A 25960-nucleotide genomic window follows, 5' to 3' on the forward strand; every position below is an offset into this window, starting at 1 on the left:
CGAGCGCGCCTTTCGGCGCGCGGTCCGGTCGTGCTCGTCGCGGCCTTGGGCCTGGTGTTGGGCACGACGTCGATCGCCCACGCGGCTCCCGGCCCGGACCCGGCCATCACCGTCCAGGTGCCCGGCGGGCCCTACCTCGTGGGGCAGGACATCCCGGTCCGGGTCACCGTCGCCAACCTCGGCGACGCGGTCGCCACCAACGTGTCGGTCAGCACGGCGACCACGTCCGGCTCCTACCTGAGCCTCAGCGGGCTCGACGCGGTCCGCTACCCCGGCGCCACCCTCGCGCCGGGCGCGTCGGTCACCGCGGCGGGCACCGGCCGCATCTACAACTGGCAGGGCGCGCCCGTCGTCCGGTTCTCGATCTTCTACCTGGGCGACGCCGACCGCACCAACAACGAGGTCGAGGTCCGGGTGCCGGTCACCGCGCCGGACTCGGCCACCGGCAGCATCGGCGGCCGGGTCTACGGCGACCGCAACGGCAACCAGGTCGCCGACCCCGGTGAGGGGCTCGCGGGCGTGCGCGTCGAGGCGTCGGACTGGAGCCTGCCGAACCGGCGCGTCGCGCGCACCGACGCCGACGGCCGGTTCTCGTTCACCGGGCTGCCGGTCCGGCGGTACAGCGTGTTCGTCCACGAGGCACCGGACGGCTGGGTGCTGCCGCGCGGCACGGAGGTGGACGTCGACGGCGACGAGCAGGTCGAGTACCGGGCCGAGCGGCCGTTGAGCGACCGGCTCACCGCCTCGGCGGTGTTCGACCAGGCGGACCACGCCGTGGGCGACCGCGCGCAGGTCACCGTGACGTTGACCAACACCGGCACCACCGACGTGGCCGGCATCAAGTCGGGCTGCGACCGCAGCGGCGGCGAGGGCCCGCACCTGGTCGACCTCGACGAGGGCGACCTGGCCTGGGAGCGGCCGGGCGTCACCGTGCCCGCCGGCCAGACGCGCACCTACGTGATCAGCGGGACCGTGCCCGACAAGGCCACCGGGTACGGGGCCGCGAGCTTCGCCTGCGACTTCGGCCCCGACTCCCCGGACGCCCCGAAGGGCTACCCCGAGGCCGGCGCGTTCACCCGCGTCGCCGCGCCGCCCGCCGACACGTGGCTGTTCTACTACGAGGACCGCGACCAGGACCGGACCGTCGACGCGGGCGAGGCCGTGGCCGACCTGGAGGTCCGGCTGACCGACTCGATCACGGGCGCGGTCGTCGGCACGGCCCGGACCGACGCCCAGGGCCGCGTGGACTTCCACAACGTCCCCGCCGGCCCGTACCTGGCGGTGCTGCACGGCCCGTGGAGGTACGGGTCCGGCAGCGGCGTCCTGTTCGTCGGCACGTGCGGCAACTGCCAGGGTGGCCAGACGATCCCGGTCGTGGCCGCCTGATCCGACGGTGCCGGAAGGCGGCCCCGCACGCCGGTGGGGCCGCCTTTCAGTTGCGCTTGGTCAGGATGGTCGGCCCGACGATCCGCCGCGCGATCCGCCGCAACGCGCTCTTGGACTTCCCCTTGGCCGCCCCGTTCACCTGCGCGGCCGGCTGGGCAGCCTCCGGTTCCACCGCCGGTTCCGCCGCCGGAGCGGGCGTCGGTGCCGGAGCGGGTGCTGGTGCTGGTGCTGGTGCGGCGACGGGCGCGAACACGACCGTCGGGGCAGCCGCCTGCGCCGGCGAGACCGGTGGCGCGGGCTCCTCGACGGGCGGTGCCACCGGCTTGGCGACTGGCTTGGCTACCGGCTTGGCGGCGACGGCGGCCTGCACTTCGGCTACCGACTGCGCCACGGCCGACTGCGCCACGGCAGCCGGTGCGACGGGCGGGGCCACGACCGGCGGTGCTGCGACCGGCGGTGCTGCGACAGGCGGGGCCACGACGGGCTTGGGCGCGATGGGCGCGAGCGTGACAGGAGGTGCTGCGGACAGCACGTCCGCCACCGGTTCGTCCACCGGGACCGCCGGCGTGAACAGGCCACGCGCCGAATCCTGCTCGGCCGACACCGCGGTCGGTTCCACGAGCGGTTGCACGACCGGCGCGGCCACCGCCGGCAGGAATCCGGCCATCGGGGCGGGCGTCACCGCGTCCACGGGCGCGGCCTCCGGCGTCCCCGCCCCGGGCGGGGCGGCGACTCCGGTGTCCGCCTCGGCCTCGGCCCCGCCGTCGACCCCGGTACCGGCCGGCACGCCGTTCGAGGCGGGCGCGGGGGCCGGGCTCGGCGCGGGTGCGGTCCGGGGTGCGGTCCGGGGTGCGGCCGGGGCGGTCGACCGCGAGGCCGGCGACGGGATGGCGGCCAGCACTCCGGCCATGGACGTCCGTTCCGCGGTCGCGACCGTCGAGGCGGAAGGCGTCTTCGAGGCCGCGGCGAGGCGGTTCCGGGTGGCGACGGGCGACATGCGGAGGGTCGGTGCGTCGTTGGTCGGTCGGGACTTGTTCTGCGGGGACTGGTCAGGCTCCTGGCTGAACGTCACACCGGGATCTTGCCAAAACACGCTGAGTGAGTCATTGGCAGGTTGATCAGCAGAAAATCAATCCACACGGCCTAGTGGTCGTCGTGGTGGTTCGGGATGTCGTAGTCGTCGGTCGCGTGGTGGTCGTGGTCGGCCGGGTCGTCGTCGTGGTCGCGGTGGTGGTCGCGGCGGACGTCGTGGTCGTGGTGGCCGTCGTCGTGGTGGTGCTCGACGCGGTGGTGGTCGTCGTGGCGCTCGACCGGCTGCCGGCGGTCGACGTGGCCGCGGTCGTGGTGGTCCGGCCGGGCTGCGCGCTGTTGGACACGACGACGATGTGCGCGTCGCCGACCGGCTGGACCGCCTGGGGCGCTTCGGACATGGCTCCGTGCGCGAACAGCGCGGCGAACACGGCGCCTGCTAATGCGCCGATGGCGAGCCGCGCCGGACCCCCCGCTGCGGTGAGCATTGACCTTGACTACCGCCATCCCCCAGGCGGGTCAAATCGTTCCGGGGTGTCGGTACCGGCTCGACACCTCGGGGGTGTCGAGCCGGTACCCCGGTCTCACTGCGCCAGTTCGGCGGTCAGCGTGATCGTGGTGCCGGTCAGCGCCTGGCTGACCGGGCAGTTCTGCTTGGCGTTCTCGGCGGCCGCGGCGAAGTCGTCGGCGCTCAGGCCCGGCACGGCGGCCCGGACGGTCAGGTGGATGCCGGTGATGCCGGTGCCCGGCTGGAAGGTCACCTCGGCGGAGGTGTCGACCTGCGTGGGCGGGGTGCCGGCCTGCGCGAGGCCGTGCGAGAGCGCCATCGAGTAGCACGACGAGTGCGCCGCCGCGATCAGCTCCTCGGGGCTGGTCTTGCCGTTCGCCTCCTCGGCGCGCGACGGCCAGGACACCGCGTAGGAGCCGATGCCGGAGGACTCCAGCGTCACGGTGCCGCTGCCCTGGAGCAGGTTGCCTTCCCAGTGCGTGGTCGCCTTGCGGGTGGTGGCCATGGTGGTGGACTCCGTATCCAGAACGTCGGAAAAGCCTTCGCCGCCAAACCTAATGGCGATCACCCGCCGACGCCCGGCCCGGACCGACCGGATCACACCCGGAACACGCGAAAAAGGGCCCCGGAACGAACCCGGGGCCCTTTTCCTCACCGAGAGCGGATGACGAGACTCGAACTCGCGACCCTCACCTTGGCAAGGTGATGCGCTACCAACTGCGCTACATCCGCCTGACACGAAGAACTATAGACCACGCCTCAAACCACATTGCGACCGGGGGGTGGTGTCGCCCCCAGCAGCCGGTCTACCTCGGACAACCGCTCGGCCGGCCAGCGCCACTCCCACAGCGGCCGCACCTTGTCCACGACCTCGGTCGGCAGCCAGGGCGCGACCTCGTCGCGCAACTCCCACTCGTCGAACACGTGCTCGTAGAAGCTGACCACCGACGCGTTGGCCAGGAACTGCTCCGGCTGCCGGAAGCACCAGTGCGCGAACCCGTACACGCGCCGGAGCACGTCCTGGTCCCCGGCCCGGTGCGCCTCGGCCGCGAGCTGCCACAGCTCCGACAGGAACACGTGGCAGGACCACGACTCGCGCTCGACGACCGCGCTCAACTCGGGGAGGAGGGCCGAAGCCCTTGTGCGCCAGTCGCCCACGAGGCGGGACACTACCGGTCGAACGGCCCAACGTGGCGGGGCCGCCCATCACCTGACGCCTACCCGTAACCGGTCCGTCACCGAGCGCTAGCAGTGCGCGTTGGGATACCCAGAGTGGTCCACTGCTCCGAACGGCCCACGCCGGGTGTCGGGTCTTCGGTATCGGGTCGCTATCACTTCGGGCCGGTCGGAGCCGGCTGTGGCATCTTGACCTCGGACCACAGTGCGGGCGGGAGGTGCCGGGCGGGATGGCCGGTGATGCCGATTTCGACCGGGAACTGCTCGCCAGGGTGCGGTCCGGCGACGACTCGGCGTTCGGGGAGCTGTTCTCCCGGCACGCGGACGCCGTCCGCAGGTTCGCCCTCCGGCACGTCCGTGAACACGCCGAAGCCGACGACCTGACCGCCGAGGCGTTCTTCCGCGTCCTCCAGGCGATCCGCCGGGGCACCGGGCCCACCGACCACGTGCGCACCTACCTGCTGACCGTCGCCCGCCGCGTCGCCTGGGAGTGGAGCGGACGGCGGCGGGACGTGCCGGTCGAGGACGAGGAGCTGTCCCGCCGGGTCGAGCCGTTCCCGGACGCCACCGCCGCCCGACCCGAGCACGCGCTGATCTCGCGCGCGTTCACCAGCCTCCCCGAGCGCTGGCGGACCGTCCTGTGGCAGGTCGAGGTGGAGGGCGAGCGGCCCGCCGCCGTCGCGCCCAGCTTCGGCCTGAGCCCCAACGCGATGGCCGCCCTGGCCCGCCGCGCCCGCGAGGGCCTGCGCGCCGCCTACCTCCAGGCGCACCTCGCGGAGGACGTGGGGCCCCGCGCGTGCAACTCCGTGGTCGCCAAGCTCGGCAACTACACCGCCGGCGGCGTGCAGGGCGCGGAGCACCGGCGGATCCGCAAGCACCTCCAGACCTGCTCCTCGTGCAACTCGCTGCACGCCGAACTCACCGAGGTGTGCTCGACGCTGCGGGCGCACGCGGCGAGCATCGCCGTCCCGGTCGCCGCGACCGCGCTGCTCGGCCCCGCCGTGCTGGGCAAGGCCGCCTGGCTCACCGGCCGGGTCAAGCTGGTGCTCGCGGCGTCGGCGGCGTCGGTCGCGGTCGGCCTGTTCGGCGTGGTCGCGGGCTCGTTCACCGGCGCGCCCGGACCGGCCCTGGTGGACGCCTCCCCGGACCGCCCCAACGGCCACGACGTGCTCGAACTGCGCTCCACCGCGCCGACCATCACCGGCTCGCCGACCAGCGAGACCTCGCCGGAACCCCCGCCCGCGCAGCCGCCGGTCGAGCGGCCGAGGGTGACCACCCACACCGAGACCCGGCCGGCGCGCACCGGGAACCCGACCACGCGGGCGCAGGAGCCCGGGTCGGCCGCCGCCACGACCACGACCTCCGAGGCGTTCCGGCTGTTCGAAGGGCCGGGCGACCCGCAGTCCTCCGGCACGACCGCCGCCGAGCCGCCCACCGCCCTGGTCGGCACCACGACCACCACGCCGGTCGTCACGCCCACGCCGTCGGTCACCCCGACGACGGTGACCCTGCACCCGACGCCGTGCCCGCTGAAATCGTCCTGATCACGGCCGGCTACCGCCGGGTTCACCCGCTGGTTGCAACGGTTTGCCGGTAGCGTTGAGTCCGCTGAGTGATCGTTCGAAGGCTGAGGAGCACGGTGATGACGCGGCTGGTGCGCGGTGCGGACGGCCGGATGTGGACGGTGCGCAGCCAGATCGAGTGGCGCAACCCGTCCGCCGACGCCGACTTCGAGCACGACGTGAGCGGCGGCCACGGGCCGGGCGTGCTCATGCTGGCGTTCGTGGTGGTGATGGGCGTGATCCTGGTCGCCTGGACACCGCAGGACGTCGTCGTGCCGGCGTGGCTCATCTTCGCCCTGGTCCTGGTGTTCCTGTTCTTCCCGGCCCGGTGGGCGGTGCGCCGGCCGTGGCTGGTCGCGGCCGAGGCGAAGAAGACCGACGAACTGCCGCCGGAGCGCTGGGTGGGGTCCGTGCGCGGGTTCCTGACCGTGCGCAACGAGGTCTCCAACGTGGCCCGCAAGATCGAGATGTACTCCCTGCCGGACCTCGACGGCCCGCTGCAACCGGTCGACTGACACCCGTCCGGTGGCACACCCCGGCCGGCGTTTCCCCTGGCCGGGGTCGACTGATCGGGTTTCCCGGGTGACACTGGTCGGGTGCCGGAACTACCCGAGGTCGAGGCGCTGGCCGACCACTTGCGCGAACACGCCGTCGGGCGCGTCGTGCACCGCGTCGACGTGGCGTCGTTGCAGGTCCTGAAAACCTTCACGCCACCGTGGACCGACCTCCAAGGTCGCACCGTGACCGGTGCCGGGCGGCACGGCAAGCACCTCGACCTGGACTGCGACGGGCTGCACCTGATCGTGCACCTGGCGCGGGCCGGGTGGCTGAGGTGGTCCGACACGATGTCCGCCGCGCCGCTCAAACCCGGCAAGGGGCCGCTGGCGCTGCGCGTGCACCTGGGGCCGCCGGGGCAGGGGCCGGGGTTCGACCTGACCGAGGCGGGCACCAAGAAGGGCCTCGCCGCGTGGGTGACCACCGACCCGCAGACCGTGCCCAGCATCGCCCGGTTGGGGCCCGACGCGTTGTCGGTGACCCGGACGCAGCTGGAGGACCTGTTCGCGGGGCGTACCGAGCGGCTGAAGACGGCGCTGACGGACCAGACGCTCATGGCCGGGGTGGGGAACGCCTACTCGGACGAAATCATGCACACGGCCCATCTGTCGCCTTATGCGACGGCGGGGAAGTTGAACGCCGAGGCACTGGACCGGCTGCACGAGGCGTTGATCGGGGTGCTGACGGACGCCGTCGCGCGGTCGGTCGGGCAGTCGGCGGCGCGGCTGAAGGGCGAGAAGCGGTCCGGGTTGCGGGTGCACGCGCGCAACGGGCTGCCGTGCCCGGTGTGCGGCGACACGGTGCGTGAGGTGTCGTTCGCGGACAAGGCGTTCCAGTACTGCCCGACGTGCCAGACCGGCGGCAAGCCGCTGGCCGACCGCCGGATGTCCCGGCTGCTGAAGTAGCGCCCCGCCGGCCGTTCGCCGTTCCGTGTGCAAAGAGTGACTGGTCAGGTGACAAGTCACCCGATGGGGAAAGTATGCACCCGGAACGCCGGCACAGGGGGTGTCATCGGCGTGCGGGCAACGCGTCCAACAGCGCGGTAACTGCGGACCGCCGGGTGGCACCCGTTCCACCGGGCAGGTGGGAGGGGCGACAGAGGGTGTGCCGTGGGCCACCCTCCGAAGGTAAATTCATCGGATGTCTACCCGATCCGGTGCACCACCCCTTGCTTAGAGGCCACTGCACGGCACAGCATGGACGCCGTGCGTGACCTCCTGACCGAGCGCGCGGTGCTCGGTGTCATCGCGACCTTGGCCGTGCTGGGCCTGTTCGTGATGCTGTGCCGTGCCCGCCGGGTGAGCACGTCGGTCGAAGACGCCGTGATGGACATGCTGCACCGGATGTCCAAGGCGTCCGCTGACCTGCGAGAAGGGCTCACCCAAGACGCGGCGGACAAGGCCACACCCCACCTGCGCGAAATGCTGCGGTGCGTCGCCGTCGGCATCACCGACCACGAGGGCACCCTGCTGTCGTGGGACGGCGGTGCCAACGACCACTACGAATTCCTGCGGACCTACATCGAGCGGGCCATCGGCGAGTGCCACAAGGAACACGTCGAACACCGCAAGCTCGACTGCGAACTCCCCGGACCGTGCTCGCTGCACTCGGCGGTGATCGTGCCGCTGATCGTCGAATCCGAGGTCGCCGGGACGCTGATCGTCGTCAGCGGCGTGGCGAACAAGCGGCAGATCCGGATGGCGGAGGAGACGGCCAGGTTCGTCTCGACGCAGTTGGAGCTGGAGGTCCTCCAGAAGTCCCGCCAGGCGCTGGCGCAGGCCGAGGTCCGCGCGCTGCGGGCGCAGATCTCGCCGCACTTCGTCTACAACGCGCTGAACACGATCTCGTCCCTGATCCGCACCGACCCGTCGCACGCGCGAGAGCTGCTGCAGGAGTTCGCCGAGTTCACCAGGTACTCGTTCCGGACGGACGGGTTCTTCACCACGCTGGCCGACGAACTCACCAACATCCACCGCTACCTGACCATCGAACAGGCGCGGTACGGCCCGAGGCTCAACGTCAGGCTGAAGATCGCCCCCGAGGTCCTCCAGGTCGTGCTCCCGTTCCTGGTCCTGCAACCGCTGGTGGAGAACGCGGTCCGGCACGGCCTGGCGAAGAAGCCGGGCGGCGGGCTGCTCACCATCATCGCCGAGGACAACGGCGCCGAAGCGCTGATCTCGGTCGAGGACGACGGCCTGGGCATGGACCCGGACCGCCTGTTCGAAGACCTGAAGGACGCCCACCAGACCGGCGCGCACGTCGGCCTGGGCAACATCAACCACCGGATGAGGGCGGTCTTCGGCGACGATTACGCCCTGGTCGTGGAGACCGCGCCGGACGCCGGCATGAAAATCATCCTGAAGGTGCCCAAGTACTCGCCGGGTGTCCGCACCAACCTGCCGCTGGTACCCCCTAAACTGGAGGAGACGTCGGAACAGCCCGTGGTGCGCGCCTGACCAGCGGTTTCGAATGATCATCCGATCGAGCGACAACTGCGCGGGCACTTTCCGCCCACCGATTTCGTTGCCGTAAACGAAGGAAGCGGCCCCCACGGCGAGGCGCAAGCCACGAAGGCCCACGAGCGATTCCCCCAACAGCCCGGTCAGCAGCACAAAGGAACCGACACCGAGCCGGTCGACACCAGGCCGCTCGACGCAGGGCGAGCCGACGCAGGGCGAGCCGAGCCGGTGCCGGGTCAGCCGGCGCGAGGGGAATCCGGCGCGCGGCAGTCGGCAGGGGATGCGACAGGCTGCGGCCGGGTGCATGACGGCCGCAAGTTGGGCGGTGCGGGAGTTGGGCGGTGCGGGCGGCCTGGCTTGGCTTGGCGGCGCGGGGTTGCGCTCGGGATCCGGACCTGGGATTCCTGCGTTTGTGGATTCCCGCGATCAGGGCCGGGTGTCCGTGGCGCGCTGCCCCCAGTGGCGCGCTGCCCCCAGTGGCAGGCGGCCCCGAGTGGCGGGCAGCCCCGAGGGCGCGAGATCCCGAGGGCGCGGGAACCCGAGTGGCGCGGCCCGAGACGTGGCGCAAGCCCGAGTGGCGCGGCCCGAGACGTGGCGCAAGCCCGAGTGGCGCGGCCCGAGACGTGGCGCAAGCCCGAGTGGCGCGGTCCGACTCGTGGCGCAAGCCCGAGTGGCGCGGTCCGACTCGTGGGGCACTGCGTGCGGCGATTCGGCGTTGCGGTGTCCGGAGCGGGCCCGATTGGTGCGGCCCGGCGGTTTGGGCACCGCGTGCGTGGCGTGGCACGTGCGTGCTGCATGTGGCGTGCTGAATGCGTGGCGGCCCGAGTCGCGGCGCGGCGTGTGGGGCAGGCACTGAGTGCGCGGCGCGGCGTGCTGAGCGCGAGGTGCGGCGTGGCGTGCGCGAAGTTCGCTGTTCGGAGCGGATCGCGGGAATCCACCAACGGAGGCGCTGAGTGCCGGCAACTCGCGGTCCGGAGTGGGAGGCCCGCCGGTCCGGGCTGGCCTGGGTGGTGGTCGGGCGGTCCGCCGGTCTGGCGCTGCGCCGGTCTGGCGGTCCGGTGGTCCGCTGGCCGGGCTGGCTTGGGTGGCGGGGTGGTGGTCGGGCGTGAGTGGCGTTGGCGTCGATGGCGGTGAGCACGCGTGTGGCTTGGCGTGGCGTTCGCGGCTTGACGTGATGTGGTGTGGCGTGGCGTTCAGGTGTGCGTGGCGTGACGTTCGTGACGTTCGTGACGTGGGGCTCGTGACGCGAGGCTCATGATGCGGGGTTCGTGACGTTGCGTTCGGGCGGCTTGACGGGGGTGGGGCCGACTGGTTGGGCGGGCCGACTCGGTGAGGCTCAGGAGGCCGCGATGGCCAGGGTGGTCACCAGCATCACCGCGCATACCGACCAGACGATCCACATCCAGTAGATGTGCATGGAGGTCGGGCCGTCCGCGTTCTGCCGGCCTCGGTCGTCCCACCACTCGACGTACCGCTCCAGCCACCGGATCGGGTTGAACGTCACTGGCCGATGTTAGCTCCGCCACCCCCGTTCCCGGCCCTCAACGTAAGGTCGACGCATGAGCGTGACGGACAAGATCGCGGCCCGGTTGCCCAAAATCGTCAGCGATCGCGCCGAGCGCGGTCCGGTGGTGGCCGCGGTGCGGTTGCACGGGGTGATCACGCCCACGCCGACGCCGATGGCGCGCAACACGATCAGCCTCCAGAGCGTCGAGAGCGCTCTCACCCGGGCCTTCGACCACGACCGGCTGGTCGCCGTCGCGCTGCTGATCAACTCGCCGGGTGGCGCGCCCACCCAGTCCGCGCTGGTCGCCGAGCGGATCCGGGAGCTGGCGAGCAAGAAGCGGGTTCCGGTGCTCGCGTTCTGCGAGGATCTCGCCGCCTCCGGCGGTTACTGGCTCGCCTGCGCGGGTGACGAGATCTTCGCGCACGGCACGTCCCTGGTCGGCTCGATCGGCGTGGTGAGCGCCGGGTTCGGGCTGGACGGGCTGTTGGAGCGGCACGGGATCGAGCGGCGGGTTTTCACCGCGGGTGAGCACAAGGTCCGGCTCGACCCGTTCCAGCCGGTCAAGCCCGAGGACGTGGAGTGGCTCAAGGGCCTGCACGTCGACCTGCACGCGCAGTTCACCTCCTGGGTGAAGCAGCGCCGCGGGCCGAAGCTCACCGGCTCGGACGACGAGCTGTTCACCGGCGAGGTGTGGACCGGGGCGCGTGCCCGCGACCTGGGCCTGGTGGACGACATCGGCACGCTCCGCTCGGTCGTCGCCAAGCGCTACCCGGACGCGGAGATCGTGATCGCGGAACCCCGCCGGCCGCTCCTCGCGCGCCTCGGGCTCGCCGGTGGCACCACCCGATCGGGGGACTTCGTACCGGCCGCGCTGGCCGCTTTGGAGGAGCGGGCGCGCTGGTCGCGATTCGGGTTGTAGCGCGGTCCGAGGTCACGGTCCCGTCCACACCCCCTACCCCACGTAGACACGGCCCGGCCCAAATGGGCAAGATGCGCGGCACAGTGAGTACCCACGACAACACCGGCCTCCTCGTTCTGGCGGTGGACGACGAGGCACCCGGTCTGAGCGAGATCAAGTATCTGCTCGAAAGCAGCCCGCACATTCGGCGCGTGCTCACCGCCTTCGACGCCGCCGAGGCCCTGCGCATCCTCCGGGGTGACTACGACCCCGAGGTGATGGACCGCACCAAGGCCGGCCTGCCGCCGGTCGACGCGGTGTTCGCGGACATCAACATGCCGGGGCTCAGCGGCACGGACCTGGCGCGGGTGCTGGGTGCGTTCCGCGCGCCGCCGGCGCTGGTGTTCGTCACGGGCGTGGAGCACTCCGAGGCGGTGGTGGCGTTCGAGGTCGGCGCGCTGGACTTCGTGACCAAGCCGATCAACGAGGACCGCATCAACAAGGCGATCTCACGGGTGGTGGAGCGGGTGGCGGTGACGCCGGCCGTCACGCCGGAGCCGGTCGCGCAGGAACCGACCGACGACGAGGTCATCCCGGTCGAGCTGGGTGGCACGATCAAGCTCGTGCCCCGGGCCAGCGTCCGCTACGTCGAAGCGCAGGGCGACTACGCGCGCCTGCACACCAACGACGGCCAGAGCCACCTGGTCCGGATCCCGCTGGCCCAGTTGGAGGAACGCTGGGAGAACGCGGGTTTCGTGCGCATCCACCGCTCCTTCCTGGTGGCGCTGCCGCTGGTGACCGAGCTGCGGATGACGTCGAACGGCTACGCGGTGGTGATCGGCTCCGGTGACGGCGCCAAGGAGCTGCCGGTGAGCCGGCGGCACACCCGTGAGCTGAAGGAGCGGATCGTCCGGCCGCCCAAGAGCAGCTGGGGATGAGCAAGCACTCCGGCCCGCCGGGGCAGCCCGACCAACCGCAGCCAGGGGAGCGGGACGCCTGGCTGTCGGTCGCGGCGCGCAAGAACCGCCGGCGGCGGGTGGTGCTGGCCGACCCGCGCGGCCGGGGTCGGGTGCTGCGCACGATCATCGAGCTGGAGGAGCAGACCAGCGTCGGCGAGAAGCTGATCCGCGACCTGATCCGGCAGCAGCTCAAGACCGCGTTCCTGCTCGGCGGCGGCACGCTGGTGCTGCTCGCGCTGCTGCCGCTGGTGTTCTTCTTCGTGCCGGTCCTGTCGGAGGTGGAGCTGGCGGGCGTGCGGCTGCCTTGGCTGATGCTGGGCGTGCTGCCGTTCCCGCTCTGCTACGGGGTGGGCTACGCCTACCGAAGACTCGCCGAACGGCACGAACACGACTTCGTCAGCTCGGTGGACCGGTGATCCAGAACCTGTGGAGCCTGGGGTTGGTCGTGGTCGTCGCGGCGATCACGTTCCTGCTGGGCTACGTGGGTTCGCGCCGGGCCAACACGACGCCGGACTTCCTGGTGGCGCGCCGGGCGATCCCGGCGACCCGCAACGCGGCGGCGATCTCCGGCGAGTACCTGTCGGCGGCGTCGTTCCTCGGCGTGGCCGGGCTGGTGCTCAAGGACGGCATCGACGCGCTCTGGTACCCGATCGGCTTCACCGCGGGCTACCTGGCGATGATGCTGTTCGTCGCGGCCCCGCTGCGCCGCTCGGGCGCGTACACGCTGCCGGACTTCGCCGAGGCGCGGCTGGGTTCGCCGTACCTGCGCCGGGTGTGCACGTTCTTCGTGATCTGCATCGGCGTGCTGTACCTGGTGCCGCAGTTGCAGTCGGCCGGGCTGACGCTGAACACGATCACCGGTCTGCCCGCGTGGCTGGGCGGCGCGGTGGTGACGGTGATCGTCGTGGTGAACGTGCTGGGCGGCGGGATGCGCGCGATCACGCTGGTGCAGGCGTTCCAGTACTGGGGCAAGCTGTTCGCGATCGCCGCGCCGACGTTCGTGCTGTTCGCGGTGTTCCTGGGCGGTCCGGGCAACGGGGCGCAGTCGGTGGACGAGGCGGGCGTGCTGCGGTTCCACGAGGCGGTCACGGTCACCACGGCCGAGCAGGTGCGGGTGCAGGTCGTGGTGCCGATGGAGCTGTCGGCGTCCGGCCAGGTCAACGGCGGGCGCGCGGACGGCGAGGTGTACTGGACGCCGGGCACCTACACCATCGGCAAGGGCACGGTGCTGAGCTTCGCCAAGGGGTCGCCGGTGCCGGTGGTGGACGATTCGCCCACCGACAACGAGCACTGGCTCAAACCGCAGACCGGTGGCCTGGGCGGGTTGTTCGAGACGTACTCGCTGATCTTCGCGACGTTCCTGGGCACGATGGGCCTGCCGCACGTGCTGGTGCGCTTCTACACCAACCCGGACGGCAAGGCGGCCCGCCGGACCGCGCTGCACGTGCTCTACCTGCTGGGCCTGTTCTACCTGTTCCCGACGGTGCTGGGGATCATCTCCCGCCGGTACCTGCCCGAACTGCTGGTGACCGGCAAGACGGACGCGGCGGTGCTGCTGCTGCCGTACACGATGCAGCCGAACGTGCTGGGCCAGGTGTTGGGGGCGATCGTGGCGGCGGGCGCGTTCGCGGCGTTCCTGTCCACGTCGTCGGGCCTGGTGGTGAGCGTGGCCGGGGTGGTGTCGACGGACATCCTGCCGGGCAAGGTGCGCGATTTCCGGTGGGCGACGGTGCTGACCGGCGCGGTGGCGATCGGGTTGGCGCTGCTGCTGCCGCGCGCGGACGCGTCGCTGACGGTGGCGATGTCGTTCGCGCTGGCCGCGTCGACGTTCTGCCCGTTGCTGGTGCTGGGGATCTGGTGGCGCGGCCTGACGTGGGTGGGCGCGATCGCCGGTCTGGTGGTGGGCGGCGGGCTGGTGATCGGGTCGCAGGCGGTGACCGTGGTCAGCTCGTACACGGGCGGCTGGGCGCCGTCGGTGTTCTCGATGCCCGCGCTGGTGACGGTGCCGGTGTCGTTCCTGACGATGGTGATGATCAGCCGGTTGACCGCCCGGCGGCGGCCGGAGGACGTGAGCCAGATCCTGCTGCGCCTGCACGCGCCGGATCCGCTGGGGTTCATGCGGGACCGGGAGCAGCGGTTCAGCCCGTCGGCGGAGGGCCCGGACCGGCGGGACCCGCCCGCGCCGTGGAGTTAGCGCGGCGGTCCCCCGCGCCCGGCGGACCGCCGCGCCCCTTTCGGCGGCTGCGCGGCCGGGCACGTTCGGCGGCGCGCCGGAATTCCCCGTCCACCCGCTCCTACCAGGTGGATCAGGTCGGACGACGGTTCATCGAGAACGTTGTGCCGGTTGTTACCCGGTTTTCCGGAAACGGCGGCCCGGGGCACTTTTGCCACTCGATAGCGTGAATTTGTGAAACGGTGGACGTGTCGATCGCGTCAGCCGAGCGCTTTCACGGTCCGCAGCACCGGCGCGGTTTCGATGGCGGTGATGTGCTCGATGGCGCCGATCCGGTCGACCAGGTAGCGGTGCAGGGCGCGGGGTGTCGGGCACAGCGCCTGGGCGGTGAGGTTGGTGGGGCCGGTGGTGGCCGCGACGAACGCGAGTTCCTCGTGCGTGGCCAGGGTTCTCGCCACGTGGTCGAGGTGCGCGGGCGGCACGGACAGCCACAGCACGGCGTGCGTGGTGGCGCCGAACAGCGCCGAGTCGATCTCGACGTCGAAGAACACCGCGCCGCTCGCGGTCAGCGCGGTGAGCCGGCGGGCGACGGTGACCGGTGACCAGCCGGTGGCCTCGGCGAGTTCGGCCTGGCTGGACCGGCCGTCGCGGCGCAGCGCGGCGAGCAGGGCGGCGTCGGTGTCGGCGAGCGGTTGGCCGTCCTGGGACTTCGGCGGGGTGAGCTTGGCCTGCTGGTGCGGGGTCAGCGCCTTCGCCCGGCCGTGCCACGCGGTCGGGCCGCCCAGGTAGGTGTGCAGGAGGTGGTGGGCGGAGACCGCGGTGATGCTCGCGGTGCGCGGGATGTCCTGCACCAGCAGGGAATCCCCGGTGATCAGCGCGGAGATCCCGGTGCCGCCGGAGGTGAGCTTCACCCACGACGTGTCGGGCCGCCGGGCCAGCGATTCGGCGATGTCGCGCGCGGTGGCGGGGCTCGCGGTGAGCCGGATCAGCCAGCGCGACCCGTCCGCGTGGTTCGGGTCGGGCAGGCCGACGACCTTCAGCCCGGCCTCGGCGCGCAGCCTGCGGTAGCGGCGGGTCACGGTCTGGGTGGACACCCCGAGCACCGCGCCGATCCAGTTGAACGGCGCGCGGCCGTTGACGTGCAGCGCGTGCACCAACGCGCGGTCCAGGTCGTCCAGCACGATTCGGCATCCTAGACCGTGATCGTGGAACTTTTCCGAAGTCTTCCCGCAGTGGCTGGAAGTAATCCGGTGCCGACCGGAAGGTTCGCGGCATGACGAACCCGACGCGCCTGCGGTGGGCGGGCCTCGCCGCCCTGCTCACCGCCGAGGCGATGAACCTGCTGGACGCGACGATCACCCAGGTCGCCGCGCCCGCCGTGCACGCCGACCTGCCCGGACCGGAGTCCGACCAGCAGTGGTTCACCGCCGCCTTCACGCTCCCGTTCGCGCTGCTGCTGGTCGTCGGCGGGCGGCTCGGCGACGTGCACGGGCGGCGGCGGGTGTTCCGGTGGGGGCTGCTGGGGTTCGTGGCCGCGTCGGCGGGCTGCGCGGGCGCCTGGTCGGCGGACGTGCTGATCGCCTGGCGGGTGGTGCAGGGCGCGTCGGCGGCGCTGGTGATCCCGCAGACGCTCGGGCTGATCCGGGCCACGTTCGACGAGTCCGAGCGGTCCCGGGCGCTGGGCGCGATCGGGCCGGTGATGGGGCTGGCCGCGGTCGGCGGGCCGGTGCTGGGCGGGCTGCTCACCGCGGCCTGGTCGTGGCGGGCGGCGTTCCTGGTCAACGTGCCGCTCGGGGTGGTGGTGCTGGCCCTGGTGCCGCTGCTGGTGGAGGAACGGGTGCGGCCCGCGCCGGTCGCCGGGTTGCTGCGCCGGGACTTCACCGCGGCGCTGGCGTGCGCGGGGCTGTTCTTCGCGGTGATGACCGGGCTGCCGCTGGTGGTGGTGCTGTGGCTGCACACCGACGTGCTGAGCGCCGCGCTGGCGCTGCTGCCGTGGTCGGTGGGGCTGGGTGTCGCGTCGTGGGCGTCGGGCGCGTGGCTGGTGCCGCGCCACGGCACGCGGGTGCTGTTCTGGGGCCTCGGGGTCATGGTGGTCGGGCTGGTGCTGGTGCCCGGCCCGCTGCCGGTGGCGCTGGCGCTGTGCGGGCTGGGCGCGGGGACGTTCACCGCGCCGTTCTTCACCGCCGCGCTGGGGCTGGTCGCGCCGGCCGAGACCGGCGCGGCGTCCGGGTTGATCAACACCGCCCAGCAGTTCGGCGGGACGGTCGGCGTGGTGGTCCTCGGGGGTGTGTTCTTCGCCACCGGGGTGGCCCCGGCGGGCTGGGTCGCGGCGGGCCTGCTGCTCCTCGCGGGCGGGGCCGCCGTGGTGCTGCGCCACCCGATCGGACCTGCGGTTTGACCGCTGCGTGGCGGTACATCTCACGGTCGGGTGATGTCCAAACTCTCGATCAGGTGACCGGAGAGTTGATCATGGGACGGTCTGTTCGTCTCAGCATTCCTACCGCTCATCGCATCACCCGACTGTTGAGCGCAAGTCCACGGACGGGGTCTTTCAGACGTGACCCACGTCTCCCTACGGTGCAGCCCGTATCTGAACGCACCGGGAGGGTTACGTGCCGTTCACACCGTCGACAAGCGCGAGGAGGGGATCATGAGCACCACCGAGAACGCCTCGGACGGCCCGACCCCTGCCGGAGCGGCCCACGACTGGGTCGAAGTGCAGTCCGGCCCCGAATTCGTCGAACTCCGCCGCAGGCTCCGCAACTTCGTGTTCCCCATGGCCGGGCTGTTCCTGGTCTGGTACCTCGTCTACGTCCTGCTCGCCGACTACGCGCACGACTTCATGTCGACCAAGGTGCTCGGCAACATCAACGTCGGCCTGGTCCTCGGCCTGCTCCAGTTCGTCTCCACGTTCGTCATCACCACCCTCTACGTGCGCCACGCCAACAAGAACCTCGACCCCCGCGCGGAAGCCCTCCGCGACAAGCTCGAAGGGGGTCAGGCGTGAACAACAACGCCCTGCTCAACATCGGCATCTTCGCGGTCTTCGTGATCGCCACCCTGTTCGTGGTGATCCGGGCCAGCCGCAACACCAGGACCGCCGCCGACTACCTCGCCGCCGGCCGCGCGTTCACCGGTCCGCAGAACGGCATCGCGATCGCCGGCGACTACCTCTCCGCCGCGTCCTTCCTCGGCATCGCGGGCGCGATCGCGGTCTACGGCTACGACGGCTTCCTGTACTCCATCGGCTTCCTGGTCGCGTGGCTGGTGGCGCTGCTGCTGGTCGCGGAACTGCTGCGCAACACCGGCAAGTACACGATGGGCGACGTCCTGAGCTTCCGGATGCGGCAGCGCCCGGTCCGCGCCGCGGCGGCCACGTCCACCATGGCGGTGTCGTTCTTCTACCTGCTCGCGCAGATGGCGGGCGCGGGCGGCCTGGTCGCCCTGCTGCTCGGCATCGACGACAAGCTCGGCCAGGCCGCGGTGATCGCCGTCGTCGGCGCGCTGATGATCACCTACGTGCTGATCGGCGGCATGAAGGGCACCACCTGGGTGCAGATCATCAAGGCGGTGCTGCTGATCGTCGGCGCGGCCGTGATGACCTTCTGGGTGCTCGGCAAGTACGGCTTCAACCTGTCGTCGCTGCTCGGCGCGGCGGTCGACAACGCGCCCAAGGCCGGCGAGAAGCTGCTCGGCCCGGGGCTCCAGTACGGCGCGTCCGGGACGACCAAACTGGACTTCCTGTCGCTGGCGCTGGCCCTGGTGCTCGGCACCGCCGGCCTGCCGCACATCCTGATGCGCTTCTACACCGTGCCCACGGCCAAGGAAGCCCGCCGCTCGGTGGTCTGGGCGATCTGGCTGATCGGCCTGTTCTACCTGCTCACGCTGGTGCTCGGCTACGGCGCGGCGGCGCTGGTCGGGCCGGACAAGATCCTCGGCGCGCCCGGCAAGGCCAACTCCGCGGCCCCGCTGCTCGCCGAAGCCCTGGGCGGGCCGCTGCTGCTGGGGCTGATCGCGGCGGTCGCGTTCGCCACGATCCTGGCCGTGGTGGCCGGTCTGACGATCACCGCGTCCGCGTCGTTCGCGCACGACATCTACGCCAACATCATCAAGAAGGGCGTGGCCGAGGACAAGGACGCCGAGGTCAAGGTGGCGCGGCGGACCGCGATCGTGATCGGCATCGTGTCCATCCTCGGCGGCATCGCGGCCAACGGCCAGAACATCGCGTTCCTGGTGGCGCTGGCGTTCGCGGTGGCCGCGTCGGCGAACCTGCCGACCATCCTCTACTCGCTGTTCTGGAAGCGGTTCAACACCTCCGGCGCGCTGTGGTCGATCTACGGCGGCCTCGTCGTGACCATCACGCTGATCGTCCTGTCGCCCGCGGTGTCCGGCAAGGCGACGTCGATGTTCCCCAACGCGCACTTCGACCTGTTCCCGCTGTCCAACCCCGGCATCGTGTCGATCCCGATCGCGTTCTTCCTGGGCTGGCTGGGCACCGTGCTGTCCAAGGAGGACGACAAGGAGAAGTACGCCGAGATGGAGGTCCGCGCGCTGACCGGCGTGGGCGCCGAGAAGGCCGTGGGCCACTGATCCCGGTCGCGGGTTTCCGGGGCCGCTCCGCCCGTCCGGGTGACGGGGGAGCGGCCCCTCCTTATCCCCCGCTTACCGGGGGTCGTGGCAGCATGAACGCCGTGACCGTTCCCAGCGTTGAAGTGTCGTCGGTACCGGCGGAGCTGCCCGAGGGCAAAGTGCTGCTCGACGTGCGCGAGGCCGACGAGTGGGCGGCCGGCCACGCGCCGGGCGCGCTGCACATCCCGATGAGCGAACTCGCCGGCCGGCTCGACGACCTGCCCGGCGACAGCGAGTTCTACGTGGTGTGCCGCGCCGGCGGCCGGTCCGCCAGGGTGACGCAGTACCTCAACGCCAACGGCTGGGACGCCACCAACGTCGACGGCGGCATGCAGGTGTGGTCGGCGGCCGGCCGGCCGCTGGTCGCCGAGGTCGACGGCGCGGAGCCGGAGGTCATCTGAGATGGCCCTCCAGCCGATGCGCGTGGACTGGGTGGCGAGCCCGCCGCCCGGCGCGTACCCGCACCGTCGGCTGGCCCCGCCGCCGCGCCCGTACGGCGGCCCGCCGTCCTACCCGGTACCGCCCCGGTGGGGCTTCCCGCTGCTGGCGTGGCGCTGGCCCACGTCGGTGGCCACCGACGCCAAGCCCGCCGACTCCGTCGAGCAGGTGCAGCGCCTGGCGCGGACCGCGTCGCGCGCCCTCGGCCTGGCCGGGCTGACCGCGCTGTGGGCGGCGGGCAGCGAGATCTGGCGGTACGTGCTGCTGCTGCTCAGCAGGCACGGCGCGCTGGCCGCCGGCACCGTCGACGTCTCCGACGCGATGGTCCGGGCGTCGTCCATCGTCGCGATCGCGACGGCGGCGGCCGGCCTGCTGTTCACCCTGCTGTGGCTGCGCCGGGCCCGCAACGCCGCCGCGTCGGCCGCCGGCTACGGCACGTCCCGGTCGGACGGCGAAGTGCTCGCCGGGGTGCTGATCCCCGGCCTGAACCTGGTGGTGCCCGGCTCGATCGCGGCGGAGCTGGAGCACGCCGCGCTGCGGCTGCCCGCCGACGCCCGGCCCCGACCGTCCCGCCTGGTCCGCTGGTGGTGGGGCCTGTGGTCGTTCACCGTGCTGTTCACCGCCGGCACGTTCCTGTGGTCGTTGCGGTCGAGCGTGCAGGCGCTGGCGGACGGCGTGCTGCTGCACGCGGTCGCCGACCTGCTGGCCGCCGCCGTGGCGATCCTGACCGCCGTGCTGGTGCGCCGGATCACCGCCCTGCTCCTGCCGGTGCCGGCCGGTGCGTTGCGGCGGATGCGATTGGTGGGCGTGAAAGACGCCCCGGAACCGCTCCTGCGCGCCGTCCGGGCCTCGGGTTCGCCGCGCTGAGGCCCGTCACGGCGTCGGCGGGTCGCGCACTTGAGCGGCTTCGGGCGCGTTGATCCGTTCCAGGATCAGCAGCGCCTCCGCCCGTCCGTCGCGGGCCTCGGCGGACTCGCCGGACGCGTCCAGCGCCTCGGCGAGGGCGAGCAGGCTCAGCGCTTCCTTGTGCGGGTGCCCGTACTGGCGGAAGATCGCCAGCGCTTCCCGGTGCCGTGCGATGGCCTCCGGCGGCCGGCCTCGGGCCAGGAGGGACCGGCCCAGCGAGGTGAGCGCCAATCCCCGGGTCAGCCGGTCGTCGGTCTCGCGGAAGACCGCGAGCGCGCGCAGCGCGAAGTCGACGGCCCGGTCCACCCGGTCCAGGGCGCGATGGCAGTCGCCGAGACTGAGCAGGCACATGCCCTCGCCGCGCCGGGCTCCCGCGCGGTGCAGGGTGGCGAGAGCGCGCTCGTAGTACCCGATCGCGTCATCGAACCGTCGTGCCCGCTCGTGCAGCAGGCCGATGCCGCGCAGTGCGAAGCCCTCGCTGCGCCCGTTGCCGACCCGCGCGGCCAACGCCGCCGCCACGCGGTAGCTGTCCATCGCCGCCGCGTCGTGGTTCAGGATGCGGTCGGCATCGCCCAGGCCGACCAGGTTCGCCAACTCCCACCGGGAGGAACCTGCGGCCCGCGCGGCCCGCAGGCCTGCCGCGTACACGTCGCGGTAGTCCGACCAGTAGGCGCGGATCTCGAAGAAGCCGGCGATCGCCTTCGGCAGCTTGGCGGCCAGGTCGTCCTCGCCGAGCGCGCCCGCCTGCCGCAGCGCGTCGACCAGGTTGAACCGCTCGGTCTCGAACCACGCCATCGCCTCGTCCCGGTCGGTGAACCGCAGCGGGTCGACCGGGTCGCGCACGTCCTCCTCGTCGGCCGGCCCGAGGTCCAGGTCCGGCAGGAACGACCGGCGCGCGTTGGCCGCCGACAGGAGGTACCACCGGGTGATCCGCCGCGCCGCCTGCCGCCGCTCGGCCGGCGTCTCGTCCTGCTCGGCGCGTTCGGTGGCGTAGGCGCGCAGCAGGTCGTGCAGCCGGTACCGGTCGGTGGACACCTGCTGCACCAGGTGGGCCCCGGCGAGCCGGCCGAGCAGCCGGCGCGCTTGCCGGTTCGTGCGGCCGGACAGGGCGGCCGCGCCCGCCGTGCCGATGTCCGCGCCCGCGTACGGGCCGAGCAGGCGGAACAGGCGCGCCGCCTCGTCCGGCAGCCGGTGGTAGGACCACGAGAAGACGGCTCGGACGTCGGCCAGGTCGTCGTCACCGGACGCCAAGGCGTCGAGCCTGCCGTATTCGTCGTCCAGCTCGTCGGCCAGTTCCGCCAGCGGCAGGTAGTCCTGGTCGGCCGGCCGCTCGGCGACGATCCGCAGGGCCGGCGGCAGGTAGCCGCACCGGCGGACGATGCGCAGCGCCGCGTCGGGTTCGCCGCGCACCCTGGCGTCGCCGATCATCCGGCCGAGCATTTCCAAGGACTCCTCGGGGGTGAGCACGTCCAGCACGACAGGTCGCACCCCTTCCACGGCGACGAGACTGGACAGGCTGTCGCGACTGGTGATCACCGTCAGGCAGGTGGGCGAGGCGGGGATCAGTGGCCGGACCTGGGCGGCGTCGGCCGCGTTGTCGATGACGATGAGCACCCGCCGCCCGTCGAGCAGCGATCGGTAGAGGGCGGCGCGCAGGTCCACGTCCAGCGGGATGCGCTCGGTCGGCAGGCCGAGCGAGTGCAGGAAGAACTCCACCGCCTGGCCCGAGGTGAGCGGCCGGCCGGGACCGTAGCCACGCAGGTCCAGGTAGAGATCGCCATCCGGGAAGTGGTGCCGGACCCGATGGGCCCACTGCACGGCCAAGGTCGTCTTCCCGGTGCCCGGGGCGCCCGCGACGGCGGTCACCATGACCGAGCCGGGTGTGCGCTCGGTCCGGCCCGCCAACCACGCGTCCAGCGAGCCGAGCTGTTCGAGCCGGTTGACGAAGCGCACCGGGGCCATCGGCAACTGCCGCAGCGGCACCGCACGCTCGGCGTGGTGCAGGTGGACGCCGCCGTGGATCGTGCCGGCTTGCACGACGGCGTCGAGCGGTTCGGACGCCTCGTTCCGGACCGCCGCCGGATCTTCAGCGGGCATCGCGGCTCAACTCGGCGGACGACCCCGGTAGTCGGCGAACGGGACGCTGCCGGCCAACGCCACCTGCTTGCGCCGGACGTACTCGGCGGGCTCCGCACCGGCCAGCAGTTCCCGGCCGACCTGCACGCCGTCCCGGTAGTGCATCAGCACGACCGAGCTGTCGTCGAAGATCCAGAAGTCGGAAAGCGGAACGCCGGGGTCCGGCCGCCCGGTCAGGTCCCACACCCGGACGTCCTCGCCCGCGCGCACGTTGCCCGGGTAGGCCCACGCGAACTGCCGCCGCTGGTAGTCGGTCAACGGCCGGGTCACCACCCGGACCCGTTGCACGGACCTCCCGGAGTCGCGGTACTCGGCCACCCGCCGGTGCCACGCGGCGTTGTAGCCGGCCGGCATCGGCTCGTCCGCCAGGAATCGCTCCAACAGCCCCCGCTCGGCCGCGACCCGGTACTCCGGCAGGGTTTCCAGGCGGAACGCCGATCGCGAGAAGTTCTCCCACTGCCGGTCCCAGGCGTCCGCGACCAACCAGTTCCGGCCGGACTTGAGTTCGCCCTCACCGGGCCGCACGAGCCGCCTCCAGCAAGAGCGCGCGGGAGATCTCCACGATCGCCTCACCGGGTGACGGGTCGGTGCCCCCGGTTTCGGTCAGGACCAGCCCGCGCACGGCCACGGTGCCCTGGTCGGTGAGGTAGACGGTGGGACAGTCGTCGTTGTCGCAATCTCCCGCCAGCCTGGTCAACCCCATGGTCTTCGCCCCTGCGGTGTACTCGTCGAACATCCGACGATAACATTTGTCCAGGTGCGCAAAAAGCGCCTGAACGGCCCTTCGGTGATGTTTTCCGCAATATTGCCGGTAGCGGCTGTCGGAGTTTGCCGGCCGTTGTCATGTGGGTGATTCCATCGGGGGTCCGGTTGGCGTAGGAGTGGGCCAGTCGATCAATCTGGTCACCGTCGGGAACAGTTTTCCGAGATCTTCACCCAATTTAGTGAAGACTTCGCGGGTTTGCGAATGGGCCTCGGCGGCGGAAAGGCCGCCGAGGCCGGCGGTGCGCTCGCCCGATCGGTCTTACGGGGTCGGTGAGATGGTGGCACCCGGGCTGGTCGTGACCGTGCTGCTCGGGTGTTCCGGCTTGGTCGTCACGGTGGTCGTGGGCTGTTCCGGCTTCGTGGTCACCGTGCTGCTCGGGTGTTCCGGCTTCGTCGTCACGGTGCTGGTCGGCTGCTCCGGCCACGTGGTCACGGCGCTGGTCGGCTCGCTCGCCCCCGGGCTGGTGGTGACCGTGCTGACCGGCGTATCCGGGGTGGACGACCCCGGCTTCGTGGTCACGCTGATCGGTGCCGGCACGGTGGGCGACGGGTCGGCCAGCGCGGTCATCGTGACGCCGCCGGCGGTGAGCACGCCGATCGCGACGGCAGCCGCCACCAGCGCGCGGCGGGAACGTAGGGCGGTCGGGAAACGCATGGGAAATCCTCCTGGAATCACCGGTGGTGTCCCCATCTCCACGCGGCCCGGTGCCGATCTGTGGCACCTCCCGGGGAAGTTCTCCGAAAATCAGTTCGCGGACTCCGGGCTGGTGGTGGTCCGGGTCGGGCCCTCCTCCACCCGGCTGGTGGTGATCGTGCTGCTCGGGGACTCCGGCTTGGTCGTCACCGATTCCGGCGTCGGGCTCACCCGGACGGAGTCCGACGTGGTCGTCGTGGGCGCGACGGTCGGCACCTGTCCGGGTTCGGACGCGCCCGGACCGCGCGGGATCAGCACCAGGCTCACCACCACGACCGCGAGCACGGCGGCGGCCGAGATGAGCGGCGCGAACCGGCGCAGCGGGGGGCGGCGGCGGGCCGACGCGCGGGCGCGGATCGCCGGACCGGACAGCGTCGAGCGCACCCGGTCGGCGCGCCTGCCGAGCATCCGGCGCAGCTCGTCCTCGGTCTCAGTCATGGCCCCTCCACGCGCGTTCCGGCATCCCGATCGCCGACCTGAGCCCGGCCAGGCCACGACTGACATGGGACCGCACGGTCGCCAAACGGCACCCGAGGACCTGCGAGATCTCCTCGTCGGTCAGGTCCTCGTAGTACCGCAGCACCACCGCGGCCCGCTGCTGGCGCGGAAGCTCCCGCAGCAGCCGCCACAACCGCTCGTCCCGATCGTCGCGGGGGCGGTCGACGTGCTCGCCTTCCGGGAGGTCGTCGCCGGCGGGCCGGATGTGCCGGGTGCTCCAGCGACGACGCCAGGACAGGTACTCGTTGGTCACCGCGCGCCGGACGTAGGCGTACGCGGTGGCCGGGGTCAGGTCGGGCCAGCGCGGGTACACCCGGACGAGCACCTCCTGGACCATGTCCTCGGCGTCGGCGCTGCTGCCGGAGAGCAGCACGGCGTACCGGACCAGGCCCTGCTGGTTCTCGTGGACGAACCGGTCGAACGACGACGCCGCGTCCAAACCGCTCTCCCGTCCTGGTCACGTGACACGTCCGCTTACTGGACGCCGCTCAGCGCCGTTCTGTTGCTCCGGTGACCTGGAACACGTCACCGTCCTCGAACTCCCACACCAGCCGCAGGGGGACCAGCCGGTTCCACCGCCGCAGGGCGGCCTCGGCGGAGTGGTGCCGGGCGACCAGGGTGCGCCCGGTGGCGGGGTCGCGGCGGTAGACGACCGTGTCGGTGTGGTCGTCGTCCACGATCTCCATCCCCCACGCGAAGATGAGGGAAGGGTCGGACTCGGGCACCAACGAGAACAGGTTCGCTTCCATGGGGACCACTGTGAGGGCGGGACGAACACCCTTTGAGGTGAACACTTTCGGGAATCCCGAATTCGATCATTTCGCCGGCATACTCGATGTCGTGAGCACCCAACCACCGTTCCGTCGACGCCGCCTCGGCAGGAAGCTCGCCCGCATGCGGACCTCCGCCGACATGACCCTCGACACCGCCGCCCAGGCCCTGTTCAAGACCAGGTCCGCCCTCCACCGGATCGAGAAGGGCGAGACCCTGGTCGACGTCCACCTCGTCAAGTCGATGATGGACCTCTACGACCACTTCGACCCCGAACTGGTCGAGGAAACCGTCCGAGCCCGAGAACCCGGCTGGTGGCTCTCGCTGGGCGTCGAGAACCAGGGCTACCTCGACGTGGAGACGGAAGCGGGGGAGATCCGGGAGTTCTGCATGGCGGTCGTGCCCGGTCTGCTGCAAACCACCGAGTACACCCGCGCGGTGTTCCAGGCGCACCCGTTGCAGCGCACCAGGCGTTGGCTGGAGGCGGACCTGAAAGTCCGGCAGATCAGGCAACGACGGCTGACCGATCCGGAGAACCTGTTGCGGCTGGACGCGATCATCGACGAGTCCGCGCTGCGCAGGCTGGTCGGCGGCGCGGAGACCATGCGCGAGCAGTTGGTGCACGTGGTCCGGATGGCGGCTCTCCCCAACGTGACCGTCCGCGTGCTGCCCAACGAGAGGGGCGCGCACAGTTCGATGGAAGGGGGCTTCACCGTGCTGAATTTCCCCGACGCCGCCGACCCGTCCGTCCTCTACGTGGAGCACCCGTTCGGTTCGCTGCACATGGAGGAGGAAAGGCTGACGGTCGAAGCTAAGATGGCGTTCGGGCACTTGGCGAACCAGGCGTTGAGCCCTGAGGAGTCGGTCGTCCTGCTGGAGCGGGTCCTGGCCGAGTGAAAGAGGCGATGTCT

The 25960-nt window shown here is 71.7% G+C and carries 28 protein-coding genes and 1 tRNA gene; 15 read left to right on the forward strand and 14 right to left on the reverse strand.

Annotation, left to right across the window (positions count from 1 at the left end; all coding sequences use genetic code 11):
- Positions 1–30 precede the first annotated feature (30 nt).
- Positions 31–1386, forward strand: coding sequence for an SdrD B-like domain-containing protein (locus tag AC0HI0_RS35160; protein WP_480927779.1), 1356 nt, complete (start codon positions 31–33; stop codon positions 1384–1386).
- Between the two features lie 46 nt (positions 1387–1432).
- Here the strand turns inward: AC0HI0_RS35160 and AC0HI0_RS35165 are convergent, their stop codons facing one another.
- The 5 genes from AC0HI0_RS35165 to AC0HI0_RS35185 all read right to left on the reverse strand — a co-directional run bounded on the left by AC0HI0_RS35165 (position 1433) and on the right by AC0HI0_RS35185 (position 4081).
- On the reverse strand, positions 1433–2458 hold the full coding sequence (locus AC0HI0_RS35165) for a hypothetical protein (RefSeq protein WP_480927780.1): 1026 nt from the start codon (positions 2456–2458) through the stop codon (positions 1433–1435).
- Between the two features lie 46 nt (positions 2459–2504).
- The gene (locus tag AC0HI0_RS35170; RefSeq protein WP_480927781.1) at positions 2505–2903 is read right to left on the reverse strand and encodes a hypothetical protein; all 399 of its coding nucleotides are present in this window, start codon (positions 2901–2903) and stop codon (positions 2505–2507) included.
- A gap of 96 nt (positions 2904–2999) precedes the next feature.
- Positions 3000–3428, reverse strand: a complete 429-nt coding sequence (locus AC0HI0_RS35175) for an OsmC family protein (RefSeq protein WP_480927782.1) — start codon at positions 3426–3428, stop codon at positions 3000–3002.
- Positions 3429–3582: 154 nt separating this feature from the next.
- Positions 3583–3655 (reverse strand) — tRNA-Gly (locus tag AC0HI0_RS35180).
- Positions 3656–3682: 27 nt separating this feature from the next.
- Positions 3683–4081 carry a DUF7674 family protein gene (locus AC0HI0_RS35185; RefSeq protein WP_480927783.1) on the reverse strand — a complete coding sequence of 133 codons (399 nt, stop codon included), beginning with the start codon at positions 4079–4081 and terminating at the stop codon, positions 3683–3685.
- A 248-nt stretch (positions 4082–4329) separates the two neighbouring features.
- On the opposite strand from AC0HI0_RS35185, the gene AC0HI0_RS35190 reads away from it, so the two are divergent.
- From AC0HI0_RS35190 to AC0HI0_RS35205, 4 genes are all read left to right on the forward strand, one after another.
- Positions 4330–5643 carry a sigma-70 family RNA polymerase sigma factor gene (locus AC0HI0_RS35190; protein WP_480927784.1) on the forward strand — a complete coding sequence of 438 codons (1314 nt, stop codon included), beginning with the start codon at positions 4330–4332 and terminating at the stop codon, positions 5641–5643.
- Between the two features lie 98 nt (positions 5644–5741).
- Complete coding sequence (locus AC0HI0_RS35195) at positions 5742–6176, forward strand: DUF983 domain-containing protein (RefSeq protein ID WP_480927785.1); 435 nt, start codon at positions 5742–5744, stop codon at positions 6174–6176.
- 81 nt (positions 6177–6257) lie between these two features.
- Complete coding sequence (locus AC0HI0_RS35200; protein ID WP_480927786.1) at positions 6258–7121, forward strand: Fpg/Nei family DNA glycosylase; 864 nt, start codon at positions 6258–6260, stop codon at positions 7119–7121.
- A 291-nt stretch (positions 7122–7412) separates the two neighbouring features.
- A complete protein-coding gene (locus tag AC0HI0_RS35205) occupies positions 7413–8672 on the forward strand; it encodes a sensor histidine kinase (protein ID WP_480927787.1) in 1260 nt (419 codons plus the stop codon).
- 1339 nt (positions 8673–10011) lie between these two features.
- Here AC0HI0_RS35205 and AC0HI0_RS35210 read toward each other — a convergent pair.
- A complete protein-coding gene (locus AC0HI0_RS35210) occupies positions 10012–10179 on the reverse strand; it encodes a hypothetical protein (protein ID WP_480927788.1) in 168 nt (55 codons plus the stop codon).
- Between the two features lie 55 nt (positions 10180–10234).
- Between AC0HI0_RS35210 and AC0HI0_RS35215 the strand changes: the two genes are divergently transcribed.
- From AC0HI0_RS35215 to AC0HI0_RS35230, 4 genes are all read left to right on the forward strand, one after another.
- Complete coding sequence (locus AC0HI0_RS35215) at positions 10235–11101, forward strand: S49 family peptidase (protein WP_480927789.1); 867 nt, start codon at positions 10235–10237, stop codon at positions 11099–11101.
- 62 nt (positions 11102–11163) lie between these two features.
- Positions 11164–12018, forward strand: coding sequence for a LytR/AlgR family response regulator transcription factor (locus tag AC0HI0_RS35220; RefSeq protein ID WP_480927790.1), 855 nt, complete (start codon positions 11164–11166; stop codon positions 12016–12018).
- A complete protein-coding gene (locus AC0HI0_RS35225; RefSeq protein ID WP_480927791.1) occupies positions 12015–12455 on the forward strand; it encodes a hypothetical protein in 441 nt (146 codons plus the stop codon). Before AC0HI0_RS35220 ends, AC0HI0_RS35225 begins: the two co-directional genes overlap by 4 nt.
- Positions 12452–14233, forward strand: a complete 1782-nt coding sequence (locus AC0HI0_RS35230) for a sodium/solute symporter (RefSeq protein WP_480927792.1) — start codon at positions 12452–12454, stop codon at positions 14231–14233. Before AC0HI0_RS35225 ends, AC0HI0_RS35230 begins: the two co-directional genes overlap by 4 nt.
- A gap of 239 nt (positions 14234–14472) precedes the next feature.
- On the opposite strand, the gene AC0HI0_RS35235 is transcribed toward AC0HI0_RS35230, so the two are convergent.
- Complete coding sequence (locus tag AC0HI0_RS35235) at positions 14473–15393, reverse strand: Lrp/AsnC family transcriptional regulator (RefSeq protein WP_480927793.1); 921 nt, start codon at positions 15391–15393, stop codon at positions 14473–14475.
- 92 nt (positions 15394–15485) lie between these two features.
- Between AC0HI0_RS35235 and AC0HI0_RS35240 the strand changes: the two genes are divergently transcribed.
- The 5 genes from AC0HI0_RS35240 to AC0HI0_RS35260 all read left to right on the forward strand — a co-directional run bounded on the left by AC0HI0_RS35240 (position 15486) and on the right by AC0HI0_RS35260 (position 20146).
- Positions 15486–16610: an MFS transporter gene (locus AC0HI0_RS35240; RefSeq protein WP_480927794.1), complete on the forward strand. Its 1125-nt coding sequence runs from the start codon at positions 15486–15488 to the stop codon at positions 16608–16610.
- Positions 16611–16862: 252 nt separating this feature from the next.
- Complete coding sequence (locus tag AC0HI0_RS35245; protein ID WP_480927795.1) at positions 16863–17219, forward strand: DUF485 domain-containing protein; 357 nt, start codon at positions 16863–16865, stop codon at positions 17217–17219.
- The gene (locus AC0HI0_RS35250) at positions 17216–18802 is read left to right on the forward strand and encodes a solute symporter family protein (protein WP_480927796.1); all 1587 of its coding nucleotides are present in this window, start codon (positions 17216–17218) and stop codon (positions 18800–18802) included. The genes AC0HI0_RS35245 and AC0HI0_RS35250 overlap by 4 nt, the downstream gene beginning before the upstream one ends.
- A 92-nt stretch (positions 18803–18894) precedes the next feature.
- Positions 18895–19242 carry a rhodanese-like domain-containing protein gene (locus AC0HI0_RS35255; RefSeq protein ID WP_480927797.1) on the forward strand — a complete coding sequence of 116 codons (348 nt, stop codon included), beginning with the start codon at positions 18895–18897 and terminating at the stop codon, positions 19240–19242.
- Position 19243: 1 nt separating this feature from the next.
- Positions 19244–20146: a DUF4328 domain-containing protein gene (locus AC0HI0_RS35260; protein ID WP_480927798.1), complete on the forward strand. Its 903-nt coding sequence runs from the start codon at positions 19244–19246 to the stop codon at positions 20144–20146.
- Positions 20147–20152: 6 nt separating this feature from the next.
- On the opposite strand, the gene AC0HI0_RS35265 is transcribed toward AC0HI0_RS35260, so the two are convergent.
- The 7 genes from AC0HI0_RS35265 to AC0HI0_RS35295 form a co-directional block, all read right to left on the reverse strand.
- Positions 20153–22282, reverse strand: a complete 2130-nt coding sequence (locus AC0HI0_RS35265) for an ATP-binding protein (RefSeq protein ID WP_480927799.1) — start codon at positions 22280–22282, stop codon at positions 20153–20155.
- 6 nt (positions 22283–22288) lie between these two features.
- Positions 22289–22846, reverse strand: coding sequence for a DUF6879 family protein (locus AC0HI0_RS35270; protein ID WP_480927800.1), 558 nt, complete (start codon positions 22844–22846; stop codon positions 22289–22291).
- On the reverse strand, positions 22833–23057 hold the full coding sequence (locus AC0HI0_RS35275; protein WP_480927801.1) for a hypothetical protein: 225 nt from the start codon (positions 23055–23057) through the stop codon (positions 22833–22835). The genes AC0HI0_RS35270 and AC0HI0_RS35275 overlap by 14 nt, the downstream gene beginning before the upstream one ends.
- A gap of 288 nt (positions 23058–23345) precedes the next feature.
- Positions 23346–23741, reverse strand: a complete 396-nt coding sequence (locus AC0HI0_RS35280; protein WP_480927802.1) for a hypothetical protein — start codon at positions 23739–23741, stop codon at positions 23346–23348.
- A gap of 90 nt (positions 23742–23831) precedes the next feature.
- Positions 23832–24218 carry a hypothetical protein gene (locus AC0HI0_RS35285; RefSeq protein ID WP_480927803.1) on the reverse strand — a complete coding sequence of 129 codons (387 nt, stop codon included), beginning with the start codon at positions 24216–24218 and terminating at the stop codon, positions 23832–23834.
- Positions 24211–24717: a SigE family RNA polymerase sigma factor gene (locus AC0HI0_RS35290; protein WP_480927804.1), complete on the reverse strand. Its 507-nt coding sequence runs from the start codon at positions 24715–24717 to the stop codon at positions 24211–24213. The genes AC0HI0_RS35285 and AC0HI0_RS35290 overlap by 8 nt, the downstream gene beginning before the upstream one ends.
- Before the next feature lie 49 nt (positions 24718–24766).
- Positions 24767–25027 (reverse strand): hypothetical protein, encoded by a 261-nt coding sequence (locus tag AC0HI0_RS35295; protein WP_480927805.1) that lies wholly within the window; start codon positions 25025–25027, stop codon positions 24767–24769.
- Between AC0HI0_RS35295 and AC0HI0_RS35300 the strand changes: the two genes are divergently transcribed.
- Entirely contained in the window at positions 25026–25946 is a 921-nt protein-coding gene (locus AC0HI0_RS35300; RefSeq protein WP_480927806.1) for a helix-turn-helix domain-containing protein, read from the forward strand. The genes AC0HI0_RS35295 and AC0HI0_RS35300 overlap by 2 nt on opposite strands.
- The last annotated feature ends 14 nt before the right edge of the window (positions 25947–25960 follow it).

Source organism: Saccharothrix sp. NBAS 001, assembly GCF_056640475.1.

Bases quoted from the DNA above. Each gene is read 5' to 3' on its own strand.
- AC0HI0_RS35170 (WP_480927781.1), bottom strand. From the start codon at position 2,903: ATGCTCACCGCAGCGGGGGGTCCGGCGCGGCTCGCCATCGGCGCATTA.
- AC0HI0_RS35175 (WP_480927782.1), bottom strand. From the start codon at position 3,428: ATGGCCACCACCCGCAAGGCGACCACGCACTGGGAAGGCAACCTGCTC.
- AC0HI0_RS35190 (WP_480927784.1), top strand. From the start codon at position 4,330: ATGGCCGGTGATGCCGATTTCGACCGGGAACTGCTCGCCAGGGTGCGG.
- AC0HI0_RS35195 (WP_480927785.1), top strand. From the start codon at position 5,742: ATGACGCGGCTGGTGCGCGGTGCGGACGGCCGGATGTGGACGGTGCGC.
- AC0HI0_RS35205 (WP_480927787.1), top strand. From the start codon at position 7,413: ATGGACGCCGTGCGTGACCTCCTGACCGAGCGCGCGGTGCTCGGTGTC.
- AC0HI0_RS35215 (WP_480927789.1), top strand. From the start codon at position 10,235: ATGAGCGTGACGGACAAGATCGCGGCCCGGTTGCCCAAAATCGTCAGC.
- AC0HI0_RS35220 (WP_480927790.1), top strand. From the start codon at position 11,164: ATGGGCAAGATGCGCGGCACAGTGAGTACCCACGACAACACCGGCCTC.
- AC0HI0_RS35225 (WP_480927791.1), top strand. From the start codon at position 12,015: ATGAGCAAGCACTCCGGCCCGCCGGGGCAGCCCGACCAACCGCAGCCA.
- AC0HI0_RS35240 (WP_480927794.1), top strand. From the start codon at position 15,486: ATGACGAACCCGACGCGCCTGCGGTGGGCGGGCCTCGCCGCCCTGCTC.
- AC0HI0_RS35245 (WP_480927795.1), top strand. From the start codon at position 16,863: ATGAGCACCACCGAGAACGCCTCGGACGGCCCGACCCCTGCCGGAGCG.
- AC0HI0_RS35255 (WP_480927797.1), top strand. From the start codon at position 18,895: ATGAACGCCGTGACCGTTCCCAGCGTTGAAGTGTCGTCGGTACCGGCG.
- AC0HI0_RS35260 (WP_480927798.1), top strand. From the start codon at position 19,244: ATGGCCCTCCAGCCGATGCGCGTGGACTGGGTGGCGAGCCCGCCGCCC.
- AC0HI0_RS35265 (WP_480927799.1), bottom strand. From the start codon at position 22,282: ATGCCCGCTGAAGATCCGGCGGCGGTCCGGAACGAGGCGTCCGAACCG.
- AC0HI0_RS35275 (WP_480927801.1), bottom strand. From the start codon at position 23,057: ATGTTCGACGAGTACACCGCAGGGGCGAAGACCATGGGGTTGACCAGG.
- AC0HI0_RS35280 (WP_480927802.1), bottom strand. From the start codon at position 23,741: ATGCGTTTCCCGACCGCCCTACGTTCCCGCCGCGCGCTGGTGGCGGCT.
- AC0HI0_RS35285 (WP_480927803.1), bottom strand. From the start codon at position 24,218: ATGACTGAGACCGAGGACGAGCTGCGCCGGATGCTCGGCAGGCGCGCC.
- AC0HI0_RS35300 (WP_480927806.1), top strand. From the start codon at position 25,026: ATGGGGACCACTGTGAGGGCGGGACGAACACCCTTTGAGGTGAACACT.
- AC0HI0_RS35295 (WP_480927805.1), bottom strand. From the start codon at position 25,027: ATGGAAGCGAACCTGTTCTCGTTGGTGCCCGAGTCCGACCCTTCCCTC.